At 29.7% G+C, this 20,242-nt stretch carries 18 protein-coding genes; 16 read left to right on the top strand and 2 right to left on the bottom strand.

Translation table 11 applies throughout. The annotated features are described in order from the left end of the window. Window positions 1-7 precede the first annotated feature (7 nt). Genes wecC through ACU4C5_RS05480 form a run of 16 tightly spaced genes read left to right on the top strand, consistent with a single transcriptional unit; the run spans window position 8 to window position 17,988 of the window. Window positions 8-1,219: a UDP-N-acetyl-D-mannosamine dehydrogenase gene (wecC, locus tag ACU4C5_RS05405; RefSeq protein WP_446846033.1), complete on the top strand. Its 1,212-nt coding sequence runs from the start codon at window positions 8-10 to the stop codon at window positions 1,217-1,219. Between the two features lie 10 nt (window positions 1,220-1,229). Continuing rightward, the gene (locus tag ACU4C5_RS05410; protein ID WP_446846034.1) at window positions 1,230-1,688 is read left to right on the top strand and encodes a hypothetical protein; all 459 of its coding nucleotides are present in this window, start codon (window positions 1,230-1,232) and stop codon (window positions 1,686-1,688) included. Between the two features lie 4 nt (window positions 1,689-1,692). Next, window positions 1,693-3,135: a D-glucuronyl C5-epimerase family protein gene (locus ACU4C5_RS05415; protein WP_446846035.1), complete on the top strand. Its 1,443-nt coding sequence runs from the start codon at window positions 1,693-1,695 to the stop codon at window positions 3,133-3,135. Then, complete coding sequence (locus ACU4C5_RS05420; RefSeq protein WP_446846036.1) at window positions 3,113-3,607, top strand: hypothetical protein; 495 nt, start codon at window positions 3,113-3,115, stop codon at window positions 3,605-3,607. Before ACU4C5_RS05415 ends, ACU4C5_RS05420 begins: the two co-directional genes overlap by 23 nt. 47 nt (window positions 3,608-3,654) lie before the next feature. Beyond that, window positions 3,655-5,196, top strand: coding sequence for an MATE family efflux transporter (locus tag ACU4C5_RS05425; RefSeq protein ID WP_446846037.1), 1,542 nt, complete (start codon window positions 3,655-3,657; stop codon window positions 5,194-5,196). After that, on the top strand, window positions 5,193-6,554 hold the full coding sequence (locus ACU4C5_RS05430; protein WP_446846038.1) for a Coenzyme F420 hydrogenase/dehydrogenase, beta subunit C-terminal domain: 1,362 nt from the start codon (window positions 5,193-5,195) through the stop codon (window positions 6,552-6,554). Before ACU4C5_RS05425 ends, ACU4C5_RS05430 begins: the two co-directional genes overlap by 4 nt. Then, entirely contained in the window at window positions 6,536-7,663 is a 1,128-nt protein-coding gene (locus tag ACU4C5_RS05435; protein ID WP_446846039.1) for a polysaccharide pyruvyl transferase family protein, read from the top strand. Before ACU4C5_RS05430 ends, ACU4C5_RS05435 begins: the two co-directional genes overlap by 19 nt. A 3-nt stretch (window positions 7,664-7,666) precedes the next feature. Continuing rightward, window positions 7,667-8,656, top strand: coding sequence for a glycosyltransferase family 2 protein (locus ACU4C5_RS05440; protein ID WP_446846040.1), 990 nt, complete (start codon window positions 7,667-7,669; stop codon window positions 8,654-8,656). 1 nt (window position 8,657) lies between these two features. Continuing rightward, the gene (locus ACU4C5_RS05445; RefSeq protein ID WP_446846041.1) at window positions 8,658-9,791 is read left to right on the top strand and encodes a glycosyltransferase family 4 protein; all 1,134 of its coding nucleotides are present in this window, start codon (window positions 8,658-8,660) and stop codon (window positions 9,789-9,791) included. Continuing rightward, window positions 9,791-11,017: an O-antigen ligase family protein gene (locus ACU4C5_RS05450; protein WP_446846042.1), complete on the top strand. Its 1,227-nt coding sequence runs from the start codon at window positions 9,791-9,793 to the stop codon at window positions 11,015-11,017. The genes ACU4C5_RS05445 and ACU4C5_RS05450 overlap by 1 nt, the downstream gene beginning before the upstream one ends. Further along, complete coding sequence (locus ACU4C5_RS05455; protein WP_446846043.1) at window positions 10,998-12,263, top strand: O-antigen ligase family protein; 1,266 nt, start codon at window positions 10,998-11,000, stop codon at window positions 12,261-12,263. The genes ACU4C5_RS05450 and ACU4C5_RS05455 overlap by 20 nt, the downstream gene beginning before the upstream one ends. Further along, entirely contained in the window at window positions 12,260-13,444 is a 1,185-nt protein-coding gene (locus ACU4C5_RS05460; RefSeq protein WP_446846044.1) for a hypothetical protein, read from the top strand. The genes ACU4C5_RS05455 and ACU4C5_RS05460 overlap by 4 nt, the downstream gene beginning before the upstream one ends. Then, window positions 13,437-14,177: a WecB/TagA/CpsF family glycosyltransferase gene (locus ACU4C5_RS05465; RefSeq protein ID WP_446846045.1), complete on the top strand. Its 741-nt coding sequence runs from the start codon at window positions 13,437-13,439 to the stop codon at window positions 14,175-14,177. Before ACU4C5_RS05460 ends, ACU4C5_RS05465 begins: the two co-directional genes overlap by 8 nt. Window positions 14,178-14,228: 51 nt before the next feature. Beyond that, on the top strand, window positions 14,229-15,626 hold the full coding sequence (locus ACU4C5_RS05470; RefSeq protein WP_446846046.1) for a nucleotide sugar dehydrogenase: 1,398 nt from the start codon (window positions 14,229-14,231) through the stop codon (window positions 15,624-15,626). 15 nt (window positions 15,627-15,641) lie between these two features. Then, window positions 15,642-16,628 carry a UDP-glucuronic acid decarboxylase family protein gene (locus ACU4C5_RS05475; protein WP_446846047.1) on the top strand — a complete coding sequence of 329 codons (987 nt, stop codon included), beginning with the start codon at window positions 15,642-15,644 and terminating at the stop codon, window positions 16,626-16,628. A 1-nt stretch (window position 16,629) separates the two neighbouring features. Further along, the gene (locus tag ACU4C5_RS05480; protein WP_446846048.1) at window positions 16,630-17,988 is read left to right on the top strand and encodes an undecaprenyl-phosphate glucose phosphotransferase; all 1,359 of its coding nucleotides are present in this window, start codon (window positions 16,630-16,632) and stop codon (window positions 17,986-17,988) included. Here ACU4C5_RS05480 and ACU4C5_RS05485 read toward each other — a convergent pair. Together ACU4C5_RS05485 and wecB are read right to left on the bottom strand one after the other, a co-directional pair. Then, window positions 17,985-19,148: a glycosyltransferase family 4 protein gene (locus ACU4C5_RS05485; RefSeq protein ID WP_446846049.1), complete on the bottom strand. Its 1,164-nt coding sequence runs from the start codon at window positions 19,146-19,148 to the stop codon at window positions 17,985-17,987. The genes ACU4C5_RS05480 and ACU4C5_RS05485 overlap by 4 nt on opposite strands. Further along, a complete protein-coding gene (gene wecB, locus ACU4C5_RS05490; protein ID WP_446846050.1) occupies window positions 19,148-20,242 on the bottom strand; it encodes a non-hydrolyzing UDP-N-acetylglucosamine 2-epimerase in 1,095 nt (364 codons plus the stop codon). The genes ACU4C5_RS05485 and wecB overlap by 1 nt, the downstream gene beginning before the upstream one ends.

Raw genomic sequence — 20,242 nt, forward strand, 5'->3', positions numbered from 1 at the left:
AAATAATATGAGTAAACCTCAAGTTGTCATGATTGGTTTGGGATATATTGGATTACCAACAGCGGCCTTAATTGCACAAAATAAAATGGCAGTTCACGGCGTTGATATCAATCCGATTGTTGTAGATACTATTAATCAAGGAAAAATACATATTGTAGAGCCAGAACTTGATGTTGCTGTAGAAAATGCAGTGAAAGAAGGCTATTTAAAAGTTGCAACAACGCCAGTTGAAGCTAATACATATTTAGTTGTTGTACCAACGCCGTTTAAGGCTAAAAATGAACCAGATATTTCTTTTGTAGAAGCTGCAACTAGAGCAATACTTCCCTTATTAAAAGAAGACGATTTATATATTATAGAATCTACTTCTCCTGTAGGGACTACAGAGAAAATGATGCAATTAATGTTTGCCGAAAGACCAGAGTTGGAAGGTAAAATTAATATCGCTTATTGTCCAGAACGTGTATTACCAGGAAATGTAATGTACGAGTTGGTTCATAACGATCGTGTTATTGGAGGTGTAGATGACAAATCTACAGAAAAAGCAATAGCTTTTTATAGACAATTTATAAAAGGAGATTTACATAAAACCAATGCGCGTACTGCAGAAATGTGTAAGTTGGTAGAAAATTCTTCTAGAGATGTACAAATAGCATTTGCAAATGAGTTGTCTCTAATTTGTGATAAAGCAGATATAAATGTTTGGAAACTTATAGAATTAGCAAACAAGCACCCAAGAGTAAATATATTACAACCTGGTTGTGGAGTAGGTGGTCACTGTATTGCGGTAGACCCTTATTTTATTGTAGCCGAATATCCAATGGAATCCAAAATTATAGGAAAAGCCAGGGAGATAAATAACTACAAATCATTTTGGTGTGCAGAAAAAGTGCAAACAGCAAAATTACAATTTGAGTTACAACACGGTCGTAAACCAAGTATTGCTATTATGGGCTTAGCTTTTAAACCAAATATTGATGATTTAAGGGAATCTCCAGCAAAGTACATTGCGCAAAAAGTACTGCAAAATGCAAATAATGAGGAGTACTACATTGTAGAGCCTAATATAACAGAGCATAAAGTCTTTAAATTAACAGATTATAAAGCGGCGACTAAACAAGCAGATATAATTGCATTTTTAGTAGCACACGACGAGTTTAAAACATTAGAAATACCTTCAGATAAAGTTGTTTTAGACTTTTGTGGGGTTTTTAAATAATTATTATAATATGAGATTTTTATTTTATTTTATAGTTAGTATTTTGATGTTTTCTTGTGTTTCTAAAGAAGAGAACTATTTAGAAAACGGATTAGAGAATTTACAAAACCATAGAAACGTAAATGAAGTTTTTCTTAAAGAATATGGGTTAACTAAAGTTGGAATAATTAAAGAGAAGGATAGTTTAAATATTGTATTTCTATTAGACGGAAAGTCAAAAAAAGAAGTTGTGGAAAAATACAGAATGGGAATTAGGTGTTATGTGAAGTATAATGGCAGGTCTCATATTTCTTATGATTTTGATCCTTTTGTAGAAGAAATTAGTGATTATAATTATCTAGTTAGAAAAATAAAGCGACCTGTAATTGAAAAAAGAGTAGATAGTATAGATTTTTATCTATATGACAGAGGTGATTACAAAGGTAGAACTTACGGAAAACATATTCTTTTAAAGAATATAAAATTTTAAATAAATGAAAATATTACAATTTGCAGCTATACTTAGTATTGCTTTTTTAACATCATGTAAGTCTGTTGTGAATACTCAAGATGGAACTTCTTTCTTTAAAACTAATAAATTAAAAAACATTGATATTGTCCCTTTATATCCTTTTACAAACGGAAATATAGAAAAATATGATGATATTGCATTTGATGAAAACAAAATACCTCTTTTAAAATATAAAGATTCATTAATATATTACCCTGTACAGTATACGCAAATAGCGCTTCATTATTACGCTAAATATTATTTTTCTAAACAGGAAAAAGATAAGAATGTGTTTTTAAAGCAAGCTAATGATATTAAAGACAGGTTGGTTGTTAAAGATGGTTTTGGTGTGTGGCAGTGTGGAGTAGAGATATCTCCCTATAAAGTTTATCCTCCTTTTGCTTCTTCTATGGCTCAAGGATTTGGATTAGGAGTAATGCTACAAGCTTATGTGCTAACTAAAGATAAATCATATTTAGAAGCAGCTAACTTAGCATTAAATTCTTTTGAAGTATTGATTGCTGATGGGGGAATTAAGAGTTTATGGGATACTTATCCGCATTATGAGGAATACGCAGACCCCAAATCTCATGTTTTAAATGGATATATATTTTCTTTAGCTGGGCTGTATTATCATTATCAATTAACTGGAAATATAAAAGCACTTAAACTATATAATGAAGGTATTGAAGCGTTAACGGTTAAAATAAAAGATTATGATGCCGGTTTTACTTCTTTTTATAGTATGGTAGAAGGTACAGGTCAATATCCTTATGATTCAGCAAATGGAACAAATCCAGATCATTATCATAAATTAATAGTTCATCAACTAATAACTTTATATCTATGGACAGGTAACAAGGTGTTTTATGAATATGGATATAAGTTTTATCAGCAGCACTTGTCTCAAATGAATAAAGATGTACCTAATAAGATAAAATCAATAGAGGCATCACACACAATCATTCCTAAGACGCATGGTGTGGAAAATTTAATGAATAATAATTGGACGTTTGGAAACTTTTGGAGTACAAATAAATTTCCTACAGAATTGGTGTTGGATTTTGGTGTGCAGCGTAAAGATATTACAAAGTTAGTTTTGTATGGGTGTGTAAATGAACAATCATTACCAGATAAGTTTGAAATTTATGTTTTCAATAATAATAAGTGGGAATTAGCAAATACCGATGAAGATATTTTAAGAACACATCACACTAAATTTAAAACAAGACACCATAAAACATATGTTGTCGAATATGATTTGTTTGGCAGATATGAGGGCAGTAAGTTGAAAATTAAGTTTTTATCCTCAAAAGGAAAAAAAAGAATAGCATTAAGAAATATAAATGTTTTTTTTAATATTAGAAATGAGTATAATGCTTTAATAGATGTAAATAGAAGTAATGCGAAAGATTCATTTGATTAATTTTTTAATTGTCTTGTTACTCTTTAATTCCTGTACAAGCAAACAAGAAAATTATCTTAATAAAGGTTTATTTGAGTTACAAAACAAGCATATTCTTAAAGATTTTTTAATAAATGATTTTAAGGTAGAGGTTTTCGGAATAATTAAATCTGAAGAAAAAGAAGATACATACGATTTGGTTTTTTTATTAAATGAAGATGTAGCCAAAGAAGTTGTAGAAAATTATGCTGTAACCATTAAAGTTGTACCAACAGAAGAAGAGAGGGAAAAAAACAACATTAAAACAGCTGAGTTGATATGGGACTTTAAGCCCGAATTAATTGAGAAAAACGGGCATAAATACATGATTAATACGGTAACGACTAAGTTGAAAAAAATAAAAGAATTTAGGTTTGCGCTTTATCATAGAGCAGGTTATCAGGGTAAAACGTTAAGTAAAGTAATTGCGGTAAGAAATATTACGTTGTATTAAAATTTTTTAAAACACAGCTATTTTTAAAGTTGTTTTTTTGAATAAGAATGCCTAAAAAGATAAAGTTGAACGATTCAAATCAAAATAAGAAAATAGCGAAAAATACAATGTATTTATACATTCGGATGTTTTTTTCTATGGCCGTTGCCTTATATACATCTAGAGTTGTTTTAGATGTATTAGGTGTAGAAGATTTTGGAGTTTATAGTGTTGTTGGAGGAGTAGTTACTCTTTTTGCTTTTTTCAATTCTGCAATGGCATCTGCAACACAACGTTTTTTTTCTTTTGAAATCGGTCGTAGCGACTTTAAAAAACTAGGTTTAACTTTCAATGCTTCAGTTAACATACACATATTAATTGGTGTATTAGTCTTAGTCTTGGCAGAGACTTTTGGCCTATGGTTTGTCAATAATAAATTAAACCTACCTTTAGGTAGTTTAGAGACGGTACAATGGGTTTATCATTTTTCTGTTTTAACTTTTTTAGTAGGTATTATTAGGGTGCCTTATAATGCTATTATAATTGCGCATGAAAAAATGATTACTTATGCGTATTTAAGTATAATAGAAGTCGTATTTAAATTAGGTATTGTTTTTTTATTGGTATTTATAGAAATCAATAAATTAGTTCTTTATGCTGCTCTAGTATTTAGTATTACACTTTTAATAGCCATTGTTTATATTGTTTATTGTGTTAGAAACTTTAAAGAAAGTAAATATCAATTTTATTATGATTCAAAACTGTACAGGACGCTATTAAGTTATTCTGGGTGGAGTTTATTTGGTAATATTGCTTCTGTAGCAAAAGGACAGGGCACAAATATATTATTGAATATATTTATAGGTCCCATTGCTAATGCATCTTATGCTATAACTTTACAGGTGCAATCCGCGGTTAATCTTTTTGTAAGTAATTTTCAATTAGCGGTTAATCCTCAAATAATAAAGAATTATGCTTCCAACAATAAAGAAACTATGTTTTTTCTTATTGTTCAAAGTTCTAAAGCATCGTTTTTATTAATGTACATTCTTTCTATTCCGTTACTATTTGATTCTGATTATATATTAAATTTATGGTTAAAAAATGTTCCAGAATATGCCACTAATTTTGTTTTTTTAATAACCATCAATCTTTTGATAGATAGTCTTTCAGGGCCATTAATGGCTGGTACGCAGGCAACTGGTAAAATAAAATATTACCAAATAACTGTAGGTTTATTGTTGTTCTTAAATTTGCCTATTTCATTTCTATTATTAAAAATATATAATTTACCATCTTTAGTTTTTGTAGTAAGTATAATCTTGTCTGTTATTGCTTTATTTTTTAGGTTATTTTTCTTAAATAAGCTAACGGGCTTTTCTGTTCTGTATTTTTTTAAGAGCGTTTTAGTTAGAGGAGGCCTCGTTGTGCTTTTTTCACTTGTAGTTCCTTTTTTTATATGTAAAACTATGGATGTTGGTTTTTTAAGACTAATAATTTTATTTACCTTGTCAAGTCTATCAATTCTAGTATTTACTTATTTTGTTGGAATAGAGAAAAAAGAAAGAAAACAACTCAATAATATGGTGTTAACTAAATTTAAATCATGAACTCACCAAAAGTAATATCACAAGTAGTAGAACAAGATTTATGTACCGGCTGTGGTATATGTGTAACAGAGTGTACTACCAATAGTATTTCTATGGATTGGAATGCTGATGGGTTTCTAGTGCCTCAAGTCACAGAAAATAATTGTTCTGACGATAGCGCATGTATTAATGTCTGCCCGTTTAATCCTTTTCCTAAAGAAGAAGTAAAAACAGAAGATGAATTAGCTAGTATTTTTCAAAAAGGCGAAAATTTTAAAACAGATGCAAAAATTGGAAAATATGATAAGACCTATGTAGGGTATTCTAAAGAGCATAGAAAGACATCCTCATCAGGAGGGCTTGCTACCTATTTTTTAAGTCAACTTTTTGATAGAAATATTGTAGATGCTGTTGTTGTTGTTAATTATACGGAAGATGCCTCTCAATTTTATAATTTTAAATTAATAAAATCTAAAGAGGATTTATTAAAGGGCTCTAAAACCAGATACTACCCAGTAAGTTTAGAAGGAGCATTGCTGGAACTAGATTGTTTTGATGGACGAGTAGCAATTGTAGGTGTTGGCTGTTTTATAAAAGCAATACGATTAAAACAATATGAAAATCCTGTATTTAGTAGTAAAGTTGCATTTTTGATAGGTATTATTTGTGGAGGGCTTAAAAGCAAGTTTTATACAGACTTTTTAGCTTCTAAAACTATAGGTAGTCAAGAAGGTATTAAAGCGCCAGAATACCGTATTAAGAAGTCCGAAAATATGGCTTCAGACTACTACTTTGGTTTAGATTATAAAAACGAGAAGCATTCGCTTCGAATGAGGGATATTGGAGATATGTGGGGTACAGGTTTTTTTAAATCTAATGCTTGCGATTTCTGTGAAGACGTTACCTCTGAACTAGCAGATGTTTCTCTTGGAGATGCTTGGTTGAAACCTTATGTTAATGAAGGTGATGGTAATAGTATTATTATATCACGTCATAAATTAGCCTCTCAAATTCTTCAAGAAGGACAAGAATCAGGTGAATTAAATATAGATGATTTAAGTATAGAAAACATTAAAATTAGTCAAAGAGGAAGTTATAATCATAGACAAAAAGGTTTAGTCTATCGAATTAATAAAAGAAAAAGAAAAGGATTGTTAACACCTCCAAAAAGGGAGAGAAATCTTCAATCTGTAAATGTACCTTTTAAAATAGTTCAATTTTTTAGGCAAAGAACACGTGCTAAATCAATTTACAATTGGAATCATTCTGAAAATGTAGAGCAGTTTGAAAATAAAATGAAAAAAGAACTTTTATTATTGCGTATAGCAACTAAAGTCTATCACGAAACAAGAAAAATAAAATGGATTCAAAAAAAATAGGGTTATTAACACTACCATTAAATGATAATTATGGAGGTATAATACAATTAACCGCATTAAATAGTTATTTAGAAGGTGAAGGTTATGAAGTGTACCATTTAAATAAAAGGTACGAGGTTTCAAGACTTAAACAATTGGTAAGACAATTTTTTAAATGGAATCCGTTGTATTTTATTTTTGATCTAAATAGCCATGGAAAGAAGGATCGATATATTCAGAAACTGAACAGTTTTATTAAAGTTGAACTGAAAAAATCCACAAAAAATATTTTCACTAACTCACAACTATCTAATACAGTAGAAAGTCTAGGTTTAGACACTATAATCGTTGGAAGTGATCAAGTATGGCGTGAGTCATTTATAAATGAAAACTATAAAGATTATTTTTTAGGGTTTGTAAACTCTAAAAGCATAAAAAAGATTTCTTACGCAGCATCATTTGGTATAGATACTTGGGGTGCGAAAGGTAAAGTTTCTTCTATAAAAACACTTTTAAATGACTTTACAGCGGTTTCTGTTAGGGAAGATAGCGGTGTTTTGGTTTGTAAAAACACATTTGAACTTACTAATAATGTAGCACACGTGTTAGATCCTACTTTTTTGCCGGAGCGCACATATTACGAATCTATTATTGCTCGGGAATTTGTATCCGATAAAAAAATAGGATTGTTTAATTATGTTTTGGATAAATCACCAAAAAAAAATGCAATCATTGAAAAAACAGCAAAGGAGTTAGACTTAAGTGTAGATTCGATTTATCTTGAAAATAATTTAAAGGCATTTTTAAAGAATAAAACACTTAAACCATCCATTGGGGAGTGGTTATATCATTTTAAAAATGCAGAATTTATAATTACTGATTCATTTCACGGTACTGTATTTTCAATTATTTTTAATAAAAAATTTATTGCTATAGGTAACAAAAGTAGGGGTGTTACAAGGTTTACATCTTTATTAAAATCATTAGGATTGTTGGATCGATTTATTTTAGATGATAATGAGAATTATTTAACAATTGCTAAAAAACATATGGATTACGAGTTTGTTAATATGAAGTTAGCGGACTTAAAGTTAAATTCTAAGAATTTTTTAAAGAAGGCGTTAAAGTAAGGTATGGAATTAAATAATGACGTTTTTGTTTCAATTATAGTACCTGTATACAATGTTGAAAAATACTTAGCAAAATGCTTGGATTCTTTAATTGGGCAAACATTAAATAATATTGAAATTATTTTAGTAGATGATTGCTCTACAGATGAAAGTGAGGCTATTATTTTAGAGTATCAAAAAAAAGACGCAAGAGTTGTTTACTTAAAACAAAAAGAAAACCAAGGCCAAGGTTTAGCTAGAAATTATGCTATTAAGGAAGCAAAAGGAGAGTATATTCTTTTTGTAGATAGTGATGATTTTATTGCTTTAACAGCAGTAGAAGTACTATATGAAAAATCTAAAGAATTAAAATTAGACATTTTAGAAGCAAACTATTTTAGGGTATTCCCTAATCACAATACAGAACAAAAAAATGAGGTTTTTGAAGAGGTGTTGACAGGGAATGAATATTTTGAGAAAATACCATTTACTGTAGGTGTTATTTGGAATAAATTATGGCGTAAAACATTTCTTTTAGAAAATAAACTAACATTTGCCAAACAGATTTTTGAAGATGTTATTTTTATTTCAGAAGCTGCTTTAGTTGCTAAAAGAGTCTTTCGTATAGATTATTCTTTTTATTATTATGTGATAAGAGAAAACTCTACAATGACCTCTACAGTCGCTGTAAAACATGTAGATAGTCAAGTTAGATTGGTTAAGTTTTTAGAGGTGTCGTATAAATCAAATAAAGGTGAATTAGGATCAAGCCAAAGACTTAAATTGTTATTATATTCATTCTCAAGTTTAGCAACTTTTATTGTTGGTTTTAAGCCCAAAAATGAATTAGAGTCAAACCTTAAGTTAGAAGCTGAAAATTTATTACAAAAGAAACATAAGTTATATAAAAGCAAAATTTTTTCTTGTAATAAGTTAGGTGTTAAACAAAAAATCTTATTATTTATATCTCCGTACTTAATGAGTTTTGTATTAAATAAAATAAAAAAATACTAAAATGAAAATAGCTATAATCTCTTCTAGATATCCAAGTGCAAATAATCCGTATAACCATATGTTTGTTCATATGCGTTGTGTTGAAATGCAAAATCAAGGAGAAGTTGTTGAAGTATTCGTGCCAGGTAATACTATAACAACATATACACATGAAGGCATTGTAGTTCAGGTTTTACCTTCATTAGAAATTATAAATAAAATAAAAAACTATGATGTTTTATACCTTCATTTATTAAACATTTATCCATTTAGTATCGCTAATGGTTGGCCTATTTATAAGCATATAATGGAAAATAATATTCCCTTTATAATGTACGTACATGGTAGTGAAGTACAAAAATATGGAGCTAGAATGTTTGAATTTAATTATAAATTCACCGATTTCTTAAAATGGTTTAAAAAAGATGCTTTAGTTATTCCTAAAATGAAAAAGTTTGTAAATCAAACTAAGAACAAAAAAAACGCTGCTTTTATATTTCCTTCTATTTGGATGAAAGATGATTTAGAAACAAATTTAAACTTAAGTTTGTCTAATAAATACTCTATTATTCCTAACGGAATTGATACTAATCTATTTGAATTTCGTAATAATTATAGCAATAAATACAAGATTTTAACTTTAAGACCACTATCTAGTAAGAAGTATGCAGTTGATATAGCCATTGAAATAATGCAATATTTACCAGATAATTTTAGTTTAGATATTTATGGTAAAGGTCATTATGAAAAACAGTATAAGAAACAAATCAAACAATTAAATTTAGAGAAAAGAGTAAGTATTAAAAATACTTTTATAGATAGAAAAAATTTAAATGATTTTTTTTCAAACTATGGAGTGTTTTTAACTCCAACACGAATGGATGCTCAAGGAGTAAGTATGTGTGAAGCCATGGCATCTGGATTGTTAACTGTAAGTAGTAATAATACAGCAATACCCGAATTTGTAGACAACAAACAAAGTGGAATTGTAGGAAATGATCTACAAGATGTGGCAGAAAACATAACAACGTATTTAAAAAGTGAAAAATCTTATAAAGAAATCACAGAAAAAGCAAGATCTAAAATGGAAGATATAACTATAAAAAAAACGGTTACTAAAGAGCTTGTTTTATTAAAAGAAATAGCTTCTTTATAATGGGTAAACATTTAAATATAAGTGTGTTTGCTTTAATTTTAATGTTTATACTATTACCTGTAGACATGATTAACGGTGCCCTGCTAAAGAATAACATTAATTTACCTTTATCAATAGGGCAATTTCATAAATTAAGCATTTTATTAGTTATATTTTTAAGCTTCCTGTTTAAAAAAAATAGTGCAATTTTATCATTTTCACTATTGTCTGTTTTATTATTACCATCAATATTTCAGGTGTTTATGGAGTTTGAATTAGGGTTTTTATTTAAAGATCTTATAAAAATAACTAGATATCTTACACCTGTATTTGCATTCTTTTTTTTTGTGAATTATATTAAAAAAGGAAATAGTATTCATCTGTTATTCTTGCTTGTAAAGTTTTCATATATAGTTTTTTGTGCTAACATATTACTCAAGTACCTAGGCTTAGGTTACCCAATGTATTCATACGGAAGTGTAGGTAGTAAAGGCTTTTTTTTCGCAGGAAACGAAACCTCTGTGGTGTTAATTATACTCAGCTCTATATTAGCTTATAAATTGTGGTTAGAACAAAAAACAAAAAAATACATTTACCTCTTTTTATTTACTTTGTTTGTTGGAATAACTATAAGTTCTAAAACCGGGTTATTAGGAGTCATACTCACATTTTTATTACTACCATTGAAACCTGTAGGGGCTACATTAAGTAAAAAAAGATTAAAAATAGTTGTGATAGCAGTTATTTTGGCTATTATTGGCTACTTTATTTTTATATCAGATACAATACAAAACACAGCTATTTTAAAACGAACAAACTATTTCTTTAATAAATTAGACGTTGTAACTTTTCTGTTTTCAAATAGAAATAATTTCTTTATTGAAGCGTTAGATATGTATGCTCAAAAATATAATTTCATTGAAAAAATAATAGGAGTAGGGCAAGCACATTACGAGGTGTTAAACGGAAATGGTATTGTTGAAATTGACATTGCAGACATATTTTTTGCCTATGGAGTAGTAGGTTTAACAATTTTTATTTCACTAATTACATTTTTAATAGTACAAGCCTATAAATTTAAAAAGAGTGGTAAATATCCTTTTTCAGGCTTAGTAATAGTAATGCTTTTTATATTATTAGGAATTTCTACTATTGCTGGACATGTATTTAGTTCAGGAATGGCTGCCGTTTTTATCGGGTTGTTATTTAGTTTAATGTATGTTAAAAATGAAGCTGTTGAAAATTAGTAAAATAGTAAATAAAGGAGTTGTTTACAGTGCTTTTCTTTTTAGTTTTTTTATCGCATTTAGTGTGAAATTAGCTAATGTTTCACTTATAGCATTTTATGTATTTAGTGTGAGTGCCTACTTTGTAAATAAACCAACAATTTCGTCAGGATCTATAAAAGTATTAAAGTTTAGCAGTTTGTTATTTTTAGCATCAATACTATTTAGTGTGTTTTCTCATGCTGAATTTGAGCTAATTTTTAAAGGAATTGGAAGGCGAATCACCTTTCTCTTATCACCATTAGTATTCTTGTTATTAAGTAATGATAATATAAGTGTAATAAAAGAAAAAGCCTTAAAAGGGCTTGTTTTAGGTGTGTTTTTATCATCTGTTTTTTTAGTGATAAATATATTTTATGAGTATTATTTAACAAGACCATTGTTCACCATAGATAAAGATATTTTTAACTTCTATCACACCAATTATTATTTCACAAGAATTTTAGATATCCACCCAAGTTATTATGGGATGTTTGTTATAGCTGCAATATCTGTGGTTTATTTCTATAAAGGATTTAGTAATAAAATAATGAATATTGCATTTGTTGTTTTAAGTGCAATAATTGTTTTATTTCTCAATGCTAGAATTATTTTATTTCTCTTTTTTATACTTAATTCTGTTTATTTAATTCGATATTTTTATATAAAAACAAACAAATTTTTGCAGACTGCATTATTAACAATAGCTGTTTTTATGGTAACGAGTTTTATACTCTTTTTTGCTACCAAAAACACCTATGCCTACCAAAGGGTTTTTAAGGAAACACTATGGGAGTTATCAGATAGTAATAAAGCAACTCCTGACTTTAAAGTAAGCGGAGAATCACGAATGTTAAGATGGGGTGCCGCAGTGCAGATAATTAAAGAAAAACCACTTTTAGGTTATGGTGTGTTTAAAGAAAGAGAAGTTTTATGTAGCGAATACTTAAAACGCAACATGCAAAGTTCTTATCAAAGAGCATATAACGCACACAATCAATTTTTGGGATTTACTATTGAAGGCGGACTTGTTTCTGGAGCCATTTTGGTGTTATTTTTTCTAACTAACTTTTATATTTCGTTTAAGCGTAAAGATATTTTATATGCTTTTTTTGTATTTAGCGTATTGTCTATATGTTTAATAGAGAATTATTTAATAAGAAATGCAGGTGTTATATTTATTAGTTTTTTCTCTTCTCTTTATTTATATAATCAGATAGAAAAATGATAAACAAAATATTTAAAACACAATATTTTTATTTAGGAGTAATCATTTTTTTATTCTCGGATGCCCTGTTGCTGCTTTTTCCAGGTTTAGAAGTTTATAAGGTTTCAACAATTTTAAAAGGAATCGTATTGCTATACGTTTATGTTTTAGCGTACAAGTTAATTTCTATAAAAGAAGCACAATATGTTTTTGTGTTTTTTACGTTTTTTATCATGTCTCAAACTTATTTAGTTTATTATCATAAAATAGAAATTAGTGGTATAAAAGAGAACCTTCGCTTCTTTATATGGTATGTTTTTAGCATATTATTAATGCTGATGTATAAAAAAATGTATCTCAGCATTTCAGATAAAAGAACTATATGTTTTTTAAATAAACTTACCAAAATTATCATAATTACTATTTGTACAAGTATATTTATTGGTGCTGCTTTTCAATTAGATGCTCTAGAAACTTATGTGGGAAAATCACGTTGGGGCTATAAAGGCATTTTAACAAAATCTGTCACCGCTTCTTATTTTTTTGTACTAGTATTGAGTTACCTGTACTACACGCAAATTGTTTTAAAGAAAAAATACCACCTATTTTTTATCGTATTGATTTGTTCTTTTTTATGTGGAACAAAAACAATTTACCTATTCAGCATACTTCTTTTACTTTTTCATATTTTGAATAAAGCAATATACAAGCGTAAAGGTTTTTGGTATTTATCAGCAGGTTTTCTTATAAGCTTATTTATATTTAGAAATTTTATTGTCGAAAAAACAGAGTTTCTTTGGGGGCCTTTTTATAAAATATATGTTGAAAGAGGCTTTATAGATAGTTTTACATCCTATAGAGGCGAAATGTTAACCAGCGGAATTGAACATTACCTACATAATTGGAAAGCTCTTAATTACATAGTTGGAGGTCGCTTATTAGATATAAAATACTTTGAAATGGCGTTATTTGATTTAATTAGTTTTTTCGGAATACTGGGAGCTGTTTTATTTTTAGTCATACTAATAAAATATGCTGTTAAACCATTTATAAACAAAACTAAGATTGTTGGTGTATTTATAGTAAGCTCATTATTTTTAGCGGCCTTTTTTACTGGACAATTTTTCATGAATTCTACAATTGTAATATTAACATATTATTTTATGACTCTAATACAGTTGAACACCACAAAAAATGAATAAAATAAACATACTTAATACCCATATACATAACCTTACCATGCAAGAAACCTTGCAAATTGTAGATCATACAATAAGTAAAGGAGAACAATTACACCATGTAGTTGTTAACGCTGGTAAAATTGTAGCCATGCAAACAGATTTGCAACTTCGAGAAAGTGTTAATGAGAGTGATCTTATAAATGCAGATGGACAAGCCGTCGTTTGGGCTTCAAAAATTTTAGGAAAACCACTTAAAGAGCGTGTTGCAGGGATTGATTTAATGGTCAACCTTGTAGAAATAGCTGCTCAAAAAAATTATAAAGTCTTTTTCTTTGGAGCTAAAGAAGAAGTCGTTAAAGAAGTGGTAAGTAAATATACCAACCAATATTCTTCTAATATTATAGCCGGTTACAGAAACGGTTACTTTAAAAAAGAAGATGAACAAGATATTGCTAAAGAAATAGCCAATAGCGGTGCAAATATTTTATTTGTAGCTATTAGTTCGCCTACAAAAGAGAATTTCCTATATGAAAACAAGCAACTACTAAATAAAGTTAACTTTGTAATGGGAGTTGGTGGAAGTTTTGATGTCGTTTCCGGAAAGGTAAAACGCGCACCATTATGGATGCAAAATTCAGGATTAGAATGGTTTTATAGATTTGCACAAGAACCTAAACGAATGTGGAAGCGCTATTTAGTAGGAAACAGTAAATTTATAACTTTAGTTATAAAAGAGAAATTAAAGAAAAGCTAAACTAACTAGTTTTCGTAGATTTGCAGTCCTAGATTATATTAAAAGAAGAAAATGAAAATAAAAAACATCTGTTGTATTGGAGCTGGATATGTTGGAGGACCAACAATGGCCGTAATAGCCAAACAATGTCCCGACATAAAAGTAACTGTAGTAGATATTAATGACGCTAGAATTGCTGCTTGGAATGACGATAATTTAGATAATCTTCCTGTTTTTGAACCTGGTTTAGATGCTATTGTTGCAGAAGCAAGAGGGCGTAATTTATTCTTCTCAACAGAAGTTGATAAAGCTATTGATGAAGCTCAAATGATATTTATTTCGGTAAACACGCCAACCAAAACCTACGGAAAAGGTAAAGGTATGGCTGCAGATTTAAAATATATCGAGTTGTGTGCACGTCAAATTGCTAGAGTCTCAAAACAAGATAAGATCATTGTCGAAAAATCTACCCTTCCTGTGCGTACCGCTTCAGCAATAAAAGATATTTTAGATAATACAGGTAATGATGTTGCTTTTCAAATCTTATCAAATCCAGAATTTTTAGCAGAAGGAACAGCTGTTGAAGACCTTTTAAGTCCAGATAGAGTACTTATTGGTGGTGATACAAGTATAGACGGCCTAAAAGCCATTGAAGCTCTAGCCTCTGTATACGCTAATTGGGTGCCACAAGAACGAATTTTAAGAACAAACGTATGGTCTTCAGAGTTGTCTAAACTTACAGCAAATGCCTTTTTAGCACAACGTGTATCTTCTATAAATGCAATGTCTGAAATTTGTGAAAAAACAGGAGCAGATGTCAACGAAGTATCTAAAGCCATTGGAATGGATAGTAGAATTGGCGCTAAATTTTTAAAAGCATCAGTTGGTTTTGGAGGTTCTTGTTTTCAAAAAGACATTTTAAACCTTGTATATATTGCTAAAAGTTACGGTTTAAATGAAGTAGCAGATTATTGGGAACAAGTCATTTTAATGAACGAACACCAAAAGCAACGTTTTTCAGATAATATTGTAAGTACACTTTACAATACCGTTTCTGGTAAAAAAATAGCATTTTTAGGTTGGGCGTTTAAAAAAGATACCAACGATACTAGAGAATCAGCAGCAATTAAAGTGGCCGATAATTTACTAAATGAGCAAGCAGAAATTACTATTTTTGACCCTAAAGTGGTTGAAGAACGTATTTTTGCAGATTTAGAATATTTAAACACCAGATCAAACGAAGAAAATAGAAGTCTTTTAACTGTAGAAAACGACCCTTATAAAACTTGCGAAAATGCACATGCTATTGCTGTTTTAACCGAATGGGACGAATTTAAAACCTACAATTGGAAGCAAATTTTTGATAACATGCAAAAACCTGCTTTTGTTTTTGACGGAAGAGGTATTTTAGATAAAGAAATTTTAGAGAATATCGGATTTGTATATTACAAAATAGGAACCGGTAAATAAACCAACAATCAGATAATGAAAAAAGTACTCATAACAGGAGCTGCAGGTTTTTTAGGATCACACCTGTGCGATAAGTTTATCAAAGAAGGTTTTTACGTCATCGGTATGGATAATTTTATTACTGGAGATAAAAAAAACCTTTCGCATTTATCAGAAAACCTTAACTTCGAGTTTATTGAGCACGATATTACAGAGTTTATTGAAATTGAAGGTGACTTACATTACATTTTACATTTTGCATCACCAGCAAGCCCAATAGACTATTTAAAAATACCAATTCAAACCCTAAAAGTAGGATCGTTAGGAACGCATAACTTATTAGGTTTAGCTAAGGCTAAAAATGCTAGATTATTAATAGCATCCACATCAGAAGTTTATGGAGACCCATTAGTGCATCCACAAACCGAAGATTATTATGGTAACGTAAATACCATAGGGCCAAGAGGTGTTTATGATGAAGCAAAACGTTTTCAAGAATCTATAACCATGGCATATCATCGTTTTCATGGTTTAGAAACACGTATTGTACGTATATTTAATACCTACGGACCGAGAATGCGATTAAACGATGGGAGAGTTATTCCTGCGTTTATGGGGCAAGCATTACGAGGAGAAGATTTAACAATCTTTGGAGATGGGACACAAACCCGTTCTTTTTGCTATGTAGATGATCAGGTAGATGGTATTTTTAAACTCATGTTTAGCGACTATTCAGAACCCGTTAATATTGGAAATCCTAATGAAATTACCATTGGAGATTTTGCTGAAGAAATCATTAAACTTACAAATACTAATCAAAAAGTAATTTATCAAGAATTACCTGTTGATGATCCTTTACAACGCCAACCAGACATCACTTTAGCAAAAAAGCTATTAGGATGGGAGCCAAAGGTAGAACGAGAAGAAGGAATGCTAAAGACTTTCAACTACTTTAAGTCTTTATCAGATGAAGATTTATATAAAAGTGAACACAAAGATTTTTCTAAACACATAAAAAAATAAATTGAACGCATTTGCACAAGGAAGATATTCAGTCTATTTAAGACCAATCTCTTATATAATAGACTTATTTATAATAAATAGTTTTGCACTACTTTGGTTTTTTAAGAGTGTTGAACCTGTTTCTTACGTTATTGTGATCTCATTAGCGTGGATTATTATATCTACATTATTTAAGTTTTATGAAGTTTTTAGATATACCAGAGAGGTTAGTATTTTATCATTAACCTTAAGACAAATGTGTTTATTTGCACTTGTAATATTTGCATTTTCAGGATATTTTAATGAATATCAACTCCATCAAAAAACCATTTTTAAATACGTTTTTACAGTATTTGGATGTATTACCTTTTTTAAATTTTCAATATATTATTTTCTTCAAAAATATAGAACCTCATTTGGAGGAAACTACAGACGAACAGTTATTTTAGGAAGCAATAAAAAAACTTTAGCACTCGAGAATTTCTTTAATAAAAACCCAGAGTATGGCTATGTGCATACTAAAACCTTTAACTTTAAAGATAAGAAAAAGGTAGATTTAGCAGCATGTTTTTCTTTTATAAAAGAACAAAATGTTGATGAAATTTATTGTTCAGCTTCTGAGCTTTCTAATAATCAAATTAGTGAAATTATAGATTTTGCCGATAATAACCTTAAAATTATTAAGTTCGTTCCCGATAATAAAGATATTTATAGCAAGAAATTAAAATATGAATATTACGACTATATTCCAATACTATCCTTACGTAATATTCCTCTAGAAGAGTCTATAAACATGCTTGTTAAACGTGTTTTTGATATTGCATTTTCAAGCTTGGTTATTTTATTTGTGTTGTCATGGCTAACACCTATTATCGCGATATTAATTAAACTAGAATCTAAAGGTCCTGTGTTTTTTAAGCAATCTAGAAATGGTTTTAATTATAAAGAATTTGATTGTTATAAATTTAGATCTATGAAGCCTAATGCAGACGCTAATTTATACCAAGCTACTCGTGGTGATCTCAGAATTACAAAAGTTGGAAGTTTTATACGTAAAACTAGTATTGATGAGTTACCTCAATTTTTTAATGTGCTATTTGGAGACATGTCAGTAGTAGGTCCTAGACCTCATATGGTAAGTCATACCGATATGTATGCCAAAAAAATTGATAAGTTTATGGTACGTCATTTTGTAAAACCAGGTATTACAGGTTTAGCACAAACTAGTGGTTTTCGTGGTGAGGTAGAAACAGATAAAGATATTATTGGTCGTGTAAAGTATGATATTTTCTACATTGAAAACTGGTCACTATTTTTAGATATCAAAATCATTATTAAAACATTTGTAAACGCTGTTAAAGGCGAAGAAAAAGCCTATTAAACTATTTTAGTTAACGCCGCTAATTGCATTTCAAAACTAAATGCATTAGTCCCTTTTCTTATAATATTTTCAGAACGTTCTTCCGAGAAATCGGTAATATTTAGCTGAGAAATACAAGCGTTTAATGATTTGTAATTTCCAGCTTCAGCAATCCATCCCAAATTATTTTCTTTTATAACAGTTTCACCTTCTCCACCTCCAAAATAAAGCATTGGAAGCCCTAATTTAGCGTACTCAAATATTTTTGAAGGTACTGAGCCATAAATTCGATTAAGCAGCGGGATAATCGTTAAATCATACTTTAAAAGCTCTTGGTGTAACTCTTGTCTAGAAATTTCTCCATGATAAATAATAGGAAGATTAGGGTTTGCTGTTATAAATTGTTCAATCTGTTCTTGTTCGGCACCAGCACCATAAATATGAAACTCTATTTGCGCATATTCTAACTCTTTACAAAGCTTATAAATACCTTGAGCAATTCCTAATAATCCAGCATAAACCATTTTTATTTTTCCTTCGGAAGCTGCCGAGTATTGGCGATCTGGAGCTTTAAAATCAGGATAATTTCTATATAAAAACACCTTTTTCTCCGGAAACATACCTAAAACGTGAGTTAAAATCTCTTCACTTTGTCCTAAAATTAAATCGGCTTTTTTATAATTAAAACGTTCAATTTTTTCTAGCATTTTATAGCTAAAATTCTTTTTAAAGGCTCCCAATTCTAAACCAGCAATAGGCCATAAATCACTCACGTTTAATATTAACTTACGTTTTTTTCGTCTTAAAAATAACATACAAGTAAACGCTACCAAAAGGGGAGGAGATTGCACGATAACAGTTTTTGGGATGTTATGCCACATAAAAAACCATACTAAACTAAAACTATAAGATAGCATTGCAATAAGGCGTAACAACTTGTTTTTTGAATTGCTGGCGTAAATCCACAGGCGGTTTACGGTAATTCCATTTTCAATAGAAATATGCTTAAAACGACCTTTATAATTATTAAAAATTTTCCCTTTTGGGTAATTGGGCAACGGTGTGGTTACGGCAACTTTAAAACCTTGAGAATGTAAACCGGTTGCTAAATGAAAAATCCTATTGGAAGCCGCACCTGTTTCTGGTGGAAAATAACTTGTTATGATTAATATATCTTTCATTATAGCGAATAAATGTCAACTAAACAGTCTGTAATACGTTTTGCAGCATTACCGTCCCAAAGCTCTGGTGTTTGTCCTTGTTTCCAGTGTCCTGAAAGCAAATCTTTAAAAGCCGATTCAATTTTTTTAGTGTCATTTCCTACTAAAACATTCGTTCCTATTTCGCAAGTTTCAGGTCTTTCGGTAGAATCTCTAAGCGTAATACACGGAACATTCATTACGGTGGTTTCTTCGGTAATTCCTCCTGAATCAGTTAGCATTGCAAAAGCATTTTTTACTAAATAATTAAAATGTAAATAGCCTAAAGGTTCTACATAGTGTAGATTTTCAAAATTCAAATCTAATCCTTCTAAAAGCTTTTTAGTTCGTGGATGCACCGGAAATATTATTGGAAAATCTTTACCTAAACTTACAATCTTATGAATTAAATTTTTAAGCTGATGTTCTTCATCTACATTACTTGGGCGATGTAATGTCATCACCATGTATTTCTTTTCTTCTAAGTTTAAAGATTCCCAAATTTGAGGTTTTTCAAATCTTGGTATATGTTTTAATAAGGTGTCAATCATTACATTTCCAACAAAGAAAACCTTGCTTTCAGAAACCCCTAGAGCCGCTAAGTTTTTATTAGCATAGCTAGATGTGGTAAAAAAATAATCGGTTAAACTATCGGTAACAATTCTATTAATTTCTTCGGGCATATTCATATCTCCAGATCTAATTCCGGCTTCCACATGTGCCACATCTATTCCTGCTTTTTTAGCAACAATAGTACACGCCATTGTAGAGGTAACATCGCCAACAACCATTACCAAATCACAAGGGTTTTGTTGTAATTCCTTTTCAAAACCAATCATTATTGCACCAGTTTGTTCGGCTTGAGTACCACTTTTTACTTCTAAATTAGCATCTGGGAACGGTATGTGTAATTCTGTGAAAAAAGTATCGCTTAAATTTTTATCATAATGTTGACCCGTGTGTACTAATCTGTAATTAATATCAAAACCAAGCGCTTTTTTCTCTTTAATTGCCTCAATAATTGGTGCAATCTTCATGAAATTTGGTCGTGCTCCTGCAATAATTGTTATATTCAT

The organism is Lacinutrix undariae, from assembly GCF_052934785.1.

Coding starts and splice junctions, on each gene's coding strand:
- wecC (WP_446846033.1), top strand. CDS start 8: ATGAGTAAACCTCAAGTTGTCATGATTGGTTTGGGATATATTGGATTA.
- ACU4C5_RS05410 (WP_446846034.1), top strand. CDS start 1,230: ATGAGATTTTTATTTTATTTTATAGTTAGTATTTTGATGTTTTCTTGT.
- ACU4C5_RS05415 (WP_446846035.1), top strand. CDS start 1,693: ATGAAAATATTACAATTTGCAGCTATACTTAGTATTGCTTTTTTAACA.
- ACU4C5_RS05420 (WP_446846036.1), top strand. CDS start 3,113: ATGCGAAAGATTCATTTGATTAATTTTTTAATTGTCTTGTTACTCTTT.
- ACU4C5_RS05425 (WP_446846037.1), top strand. CDS start 3,655: ATGCCTAAAAAGATAAAGTTGAACGATTCAAATCAAAATAAGAAAATA.
- ACU4C5_RS05430 (WP_446846038.1), top strand. CDS start 5,193: ATGAACTCACCAAAAGTAATATCACAAGTAGTAGAACAAGATTTATGT.
- ACU4C5_RS05435 (WP_446846039.1), top strand. CDS start 6,536: ATGGATTCAAAAAAAATAGGGTTATTAACACTACCATTAAATGATAAT.
- ACU4C5_RS05440 (WP_446846040.1), top strand. CDS start 7,667: ATGGAATTAAATAATGACGTTTTTGTTTCAATTATAGTACCTGTATAC.
- ACU4C5_RS05445 (WP_446846041.1), top strand. CDS start 8,658: ATGAAAATAGCTATAATCTCTTCTAGATATCCAAGTGCAAATAATCCG.
- ACU4C5_RS05450 (WP_446846042.1), top strand. CDS start 9,791: ATGGGTAAACATTTAAATATAAGTGTGTTTGCTTTAATTTTAATGTTT.
- ACU4C5_RS05455 (WP_446846043.1), top strand. CDS start 10,998: ATGAAGCTGTTGAAAATTAGTAAAATAGTAAATAAAGGAGTTGTTTAC.
- ACU4C5_RS05460 (WP_446846044.1), top strand. CDS start 12,260: ATGATAAACAAAATATTTAAAACACAATATTTTTATTTAGGAGTAATC.
- ACU4C5_RS05465 (WP_446846045.1), top strand. CDS start 13,437: ATGAATAAAATAAACATACTTAATACCCATATACATAACCTTACCATG.
- ACU4C5_RS05470 (WP_446846046.1), top strand. CDS start 14,229: ATGAAAATAAAAAACATCTGTTGTATTGGAGCTGGATATGTTGGAGGA.
- ACU4C5_RS05475 (WP_446846047.1), top strand. CDS start 15,642: ATGAAAAAAGTACTCATAACAGGAGCTGCAGGTTTTTTAGGATCACAC.
- ACU4C5_RS05485 (WP_446846049.1), bottom strand. CDS start 19,148: ATGAAAGATATATTAATCATAACAAGTTATTTTCCACCAGAAACAGGT.
- wecB (WP_446846050.1), bottom strand. CDS start 20,242: ATGAATATAACAATTATTGCAGGAGCACGACCAAATTTCATGAAGATT.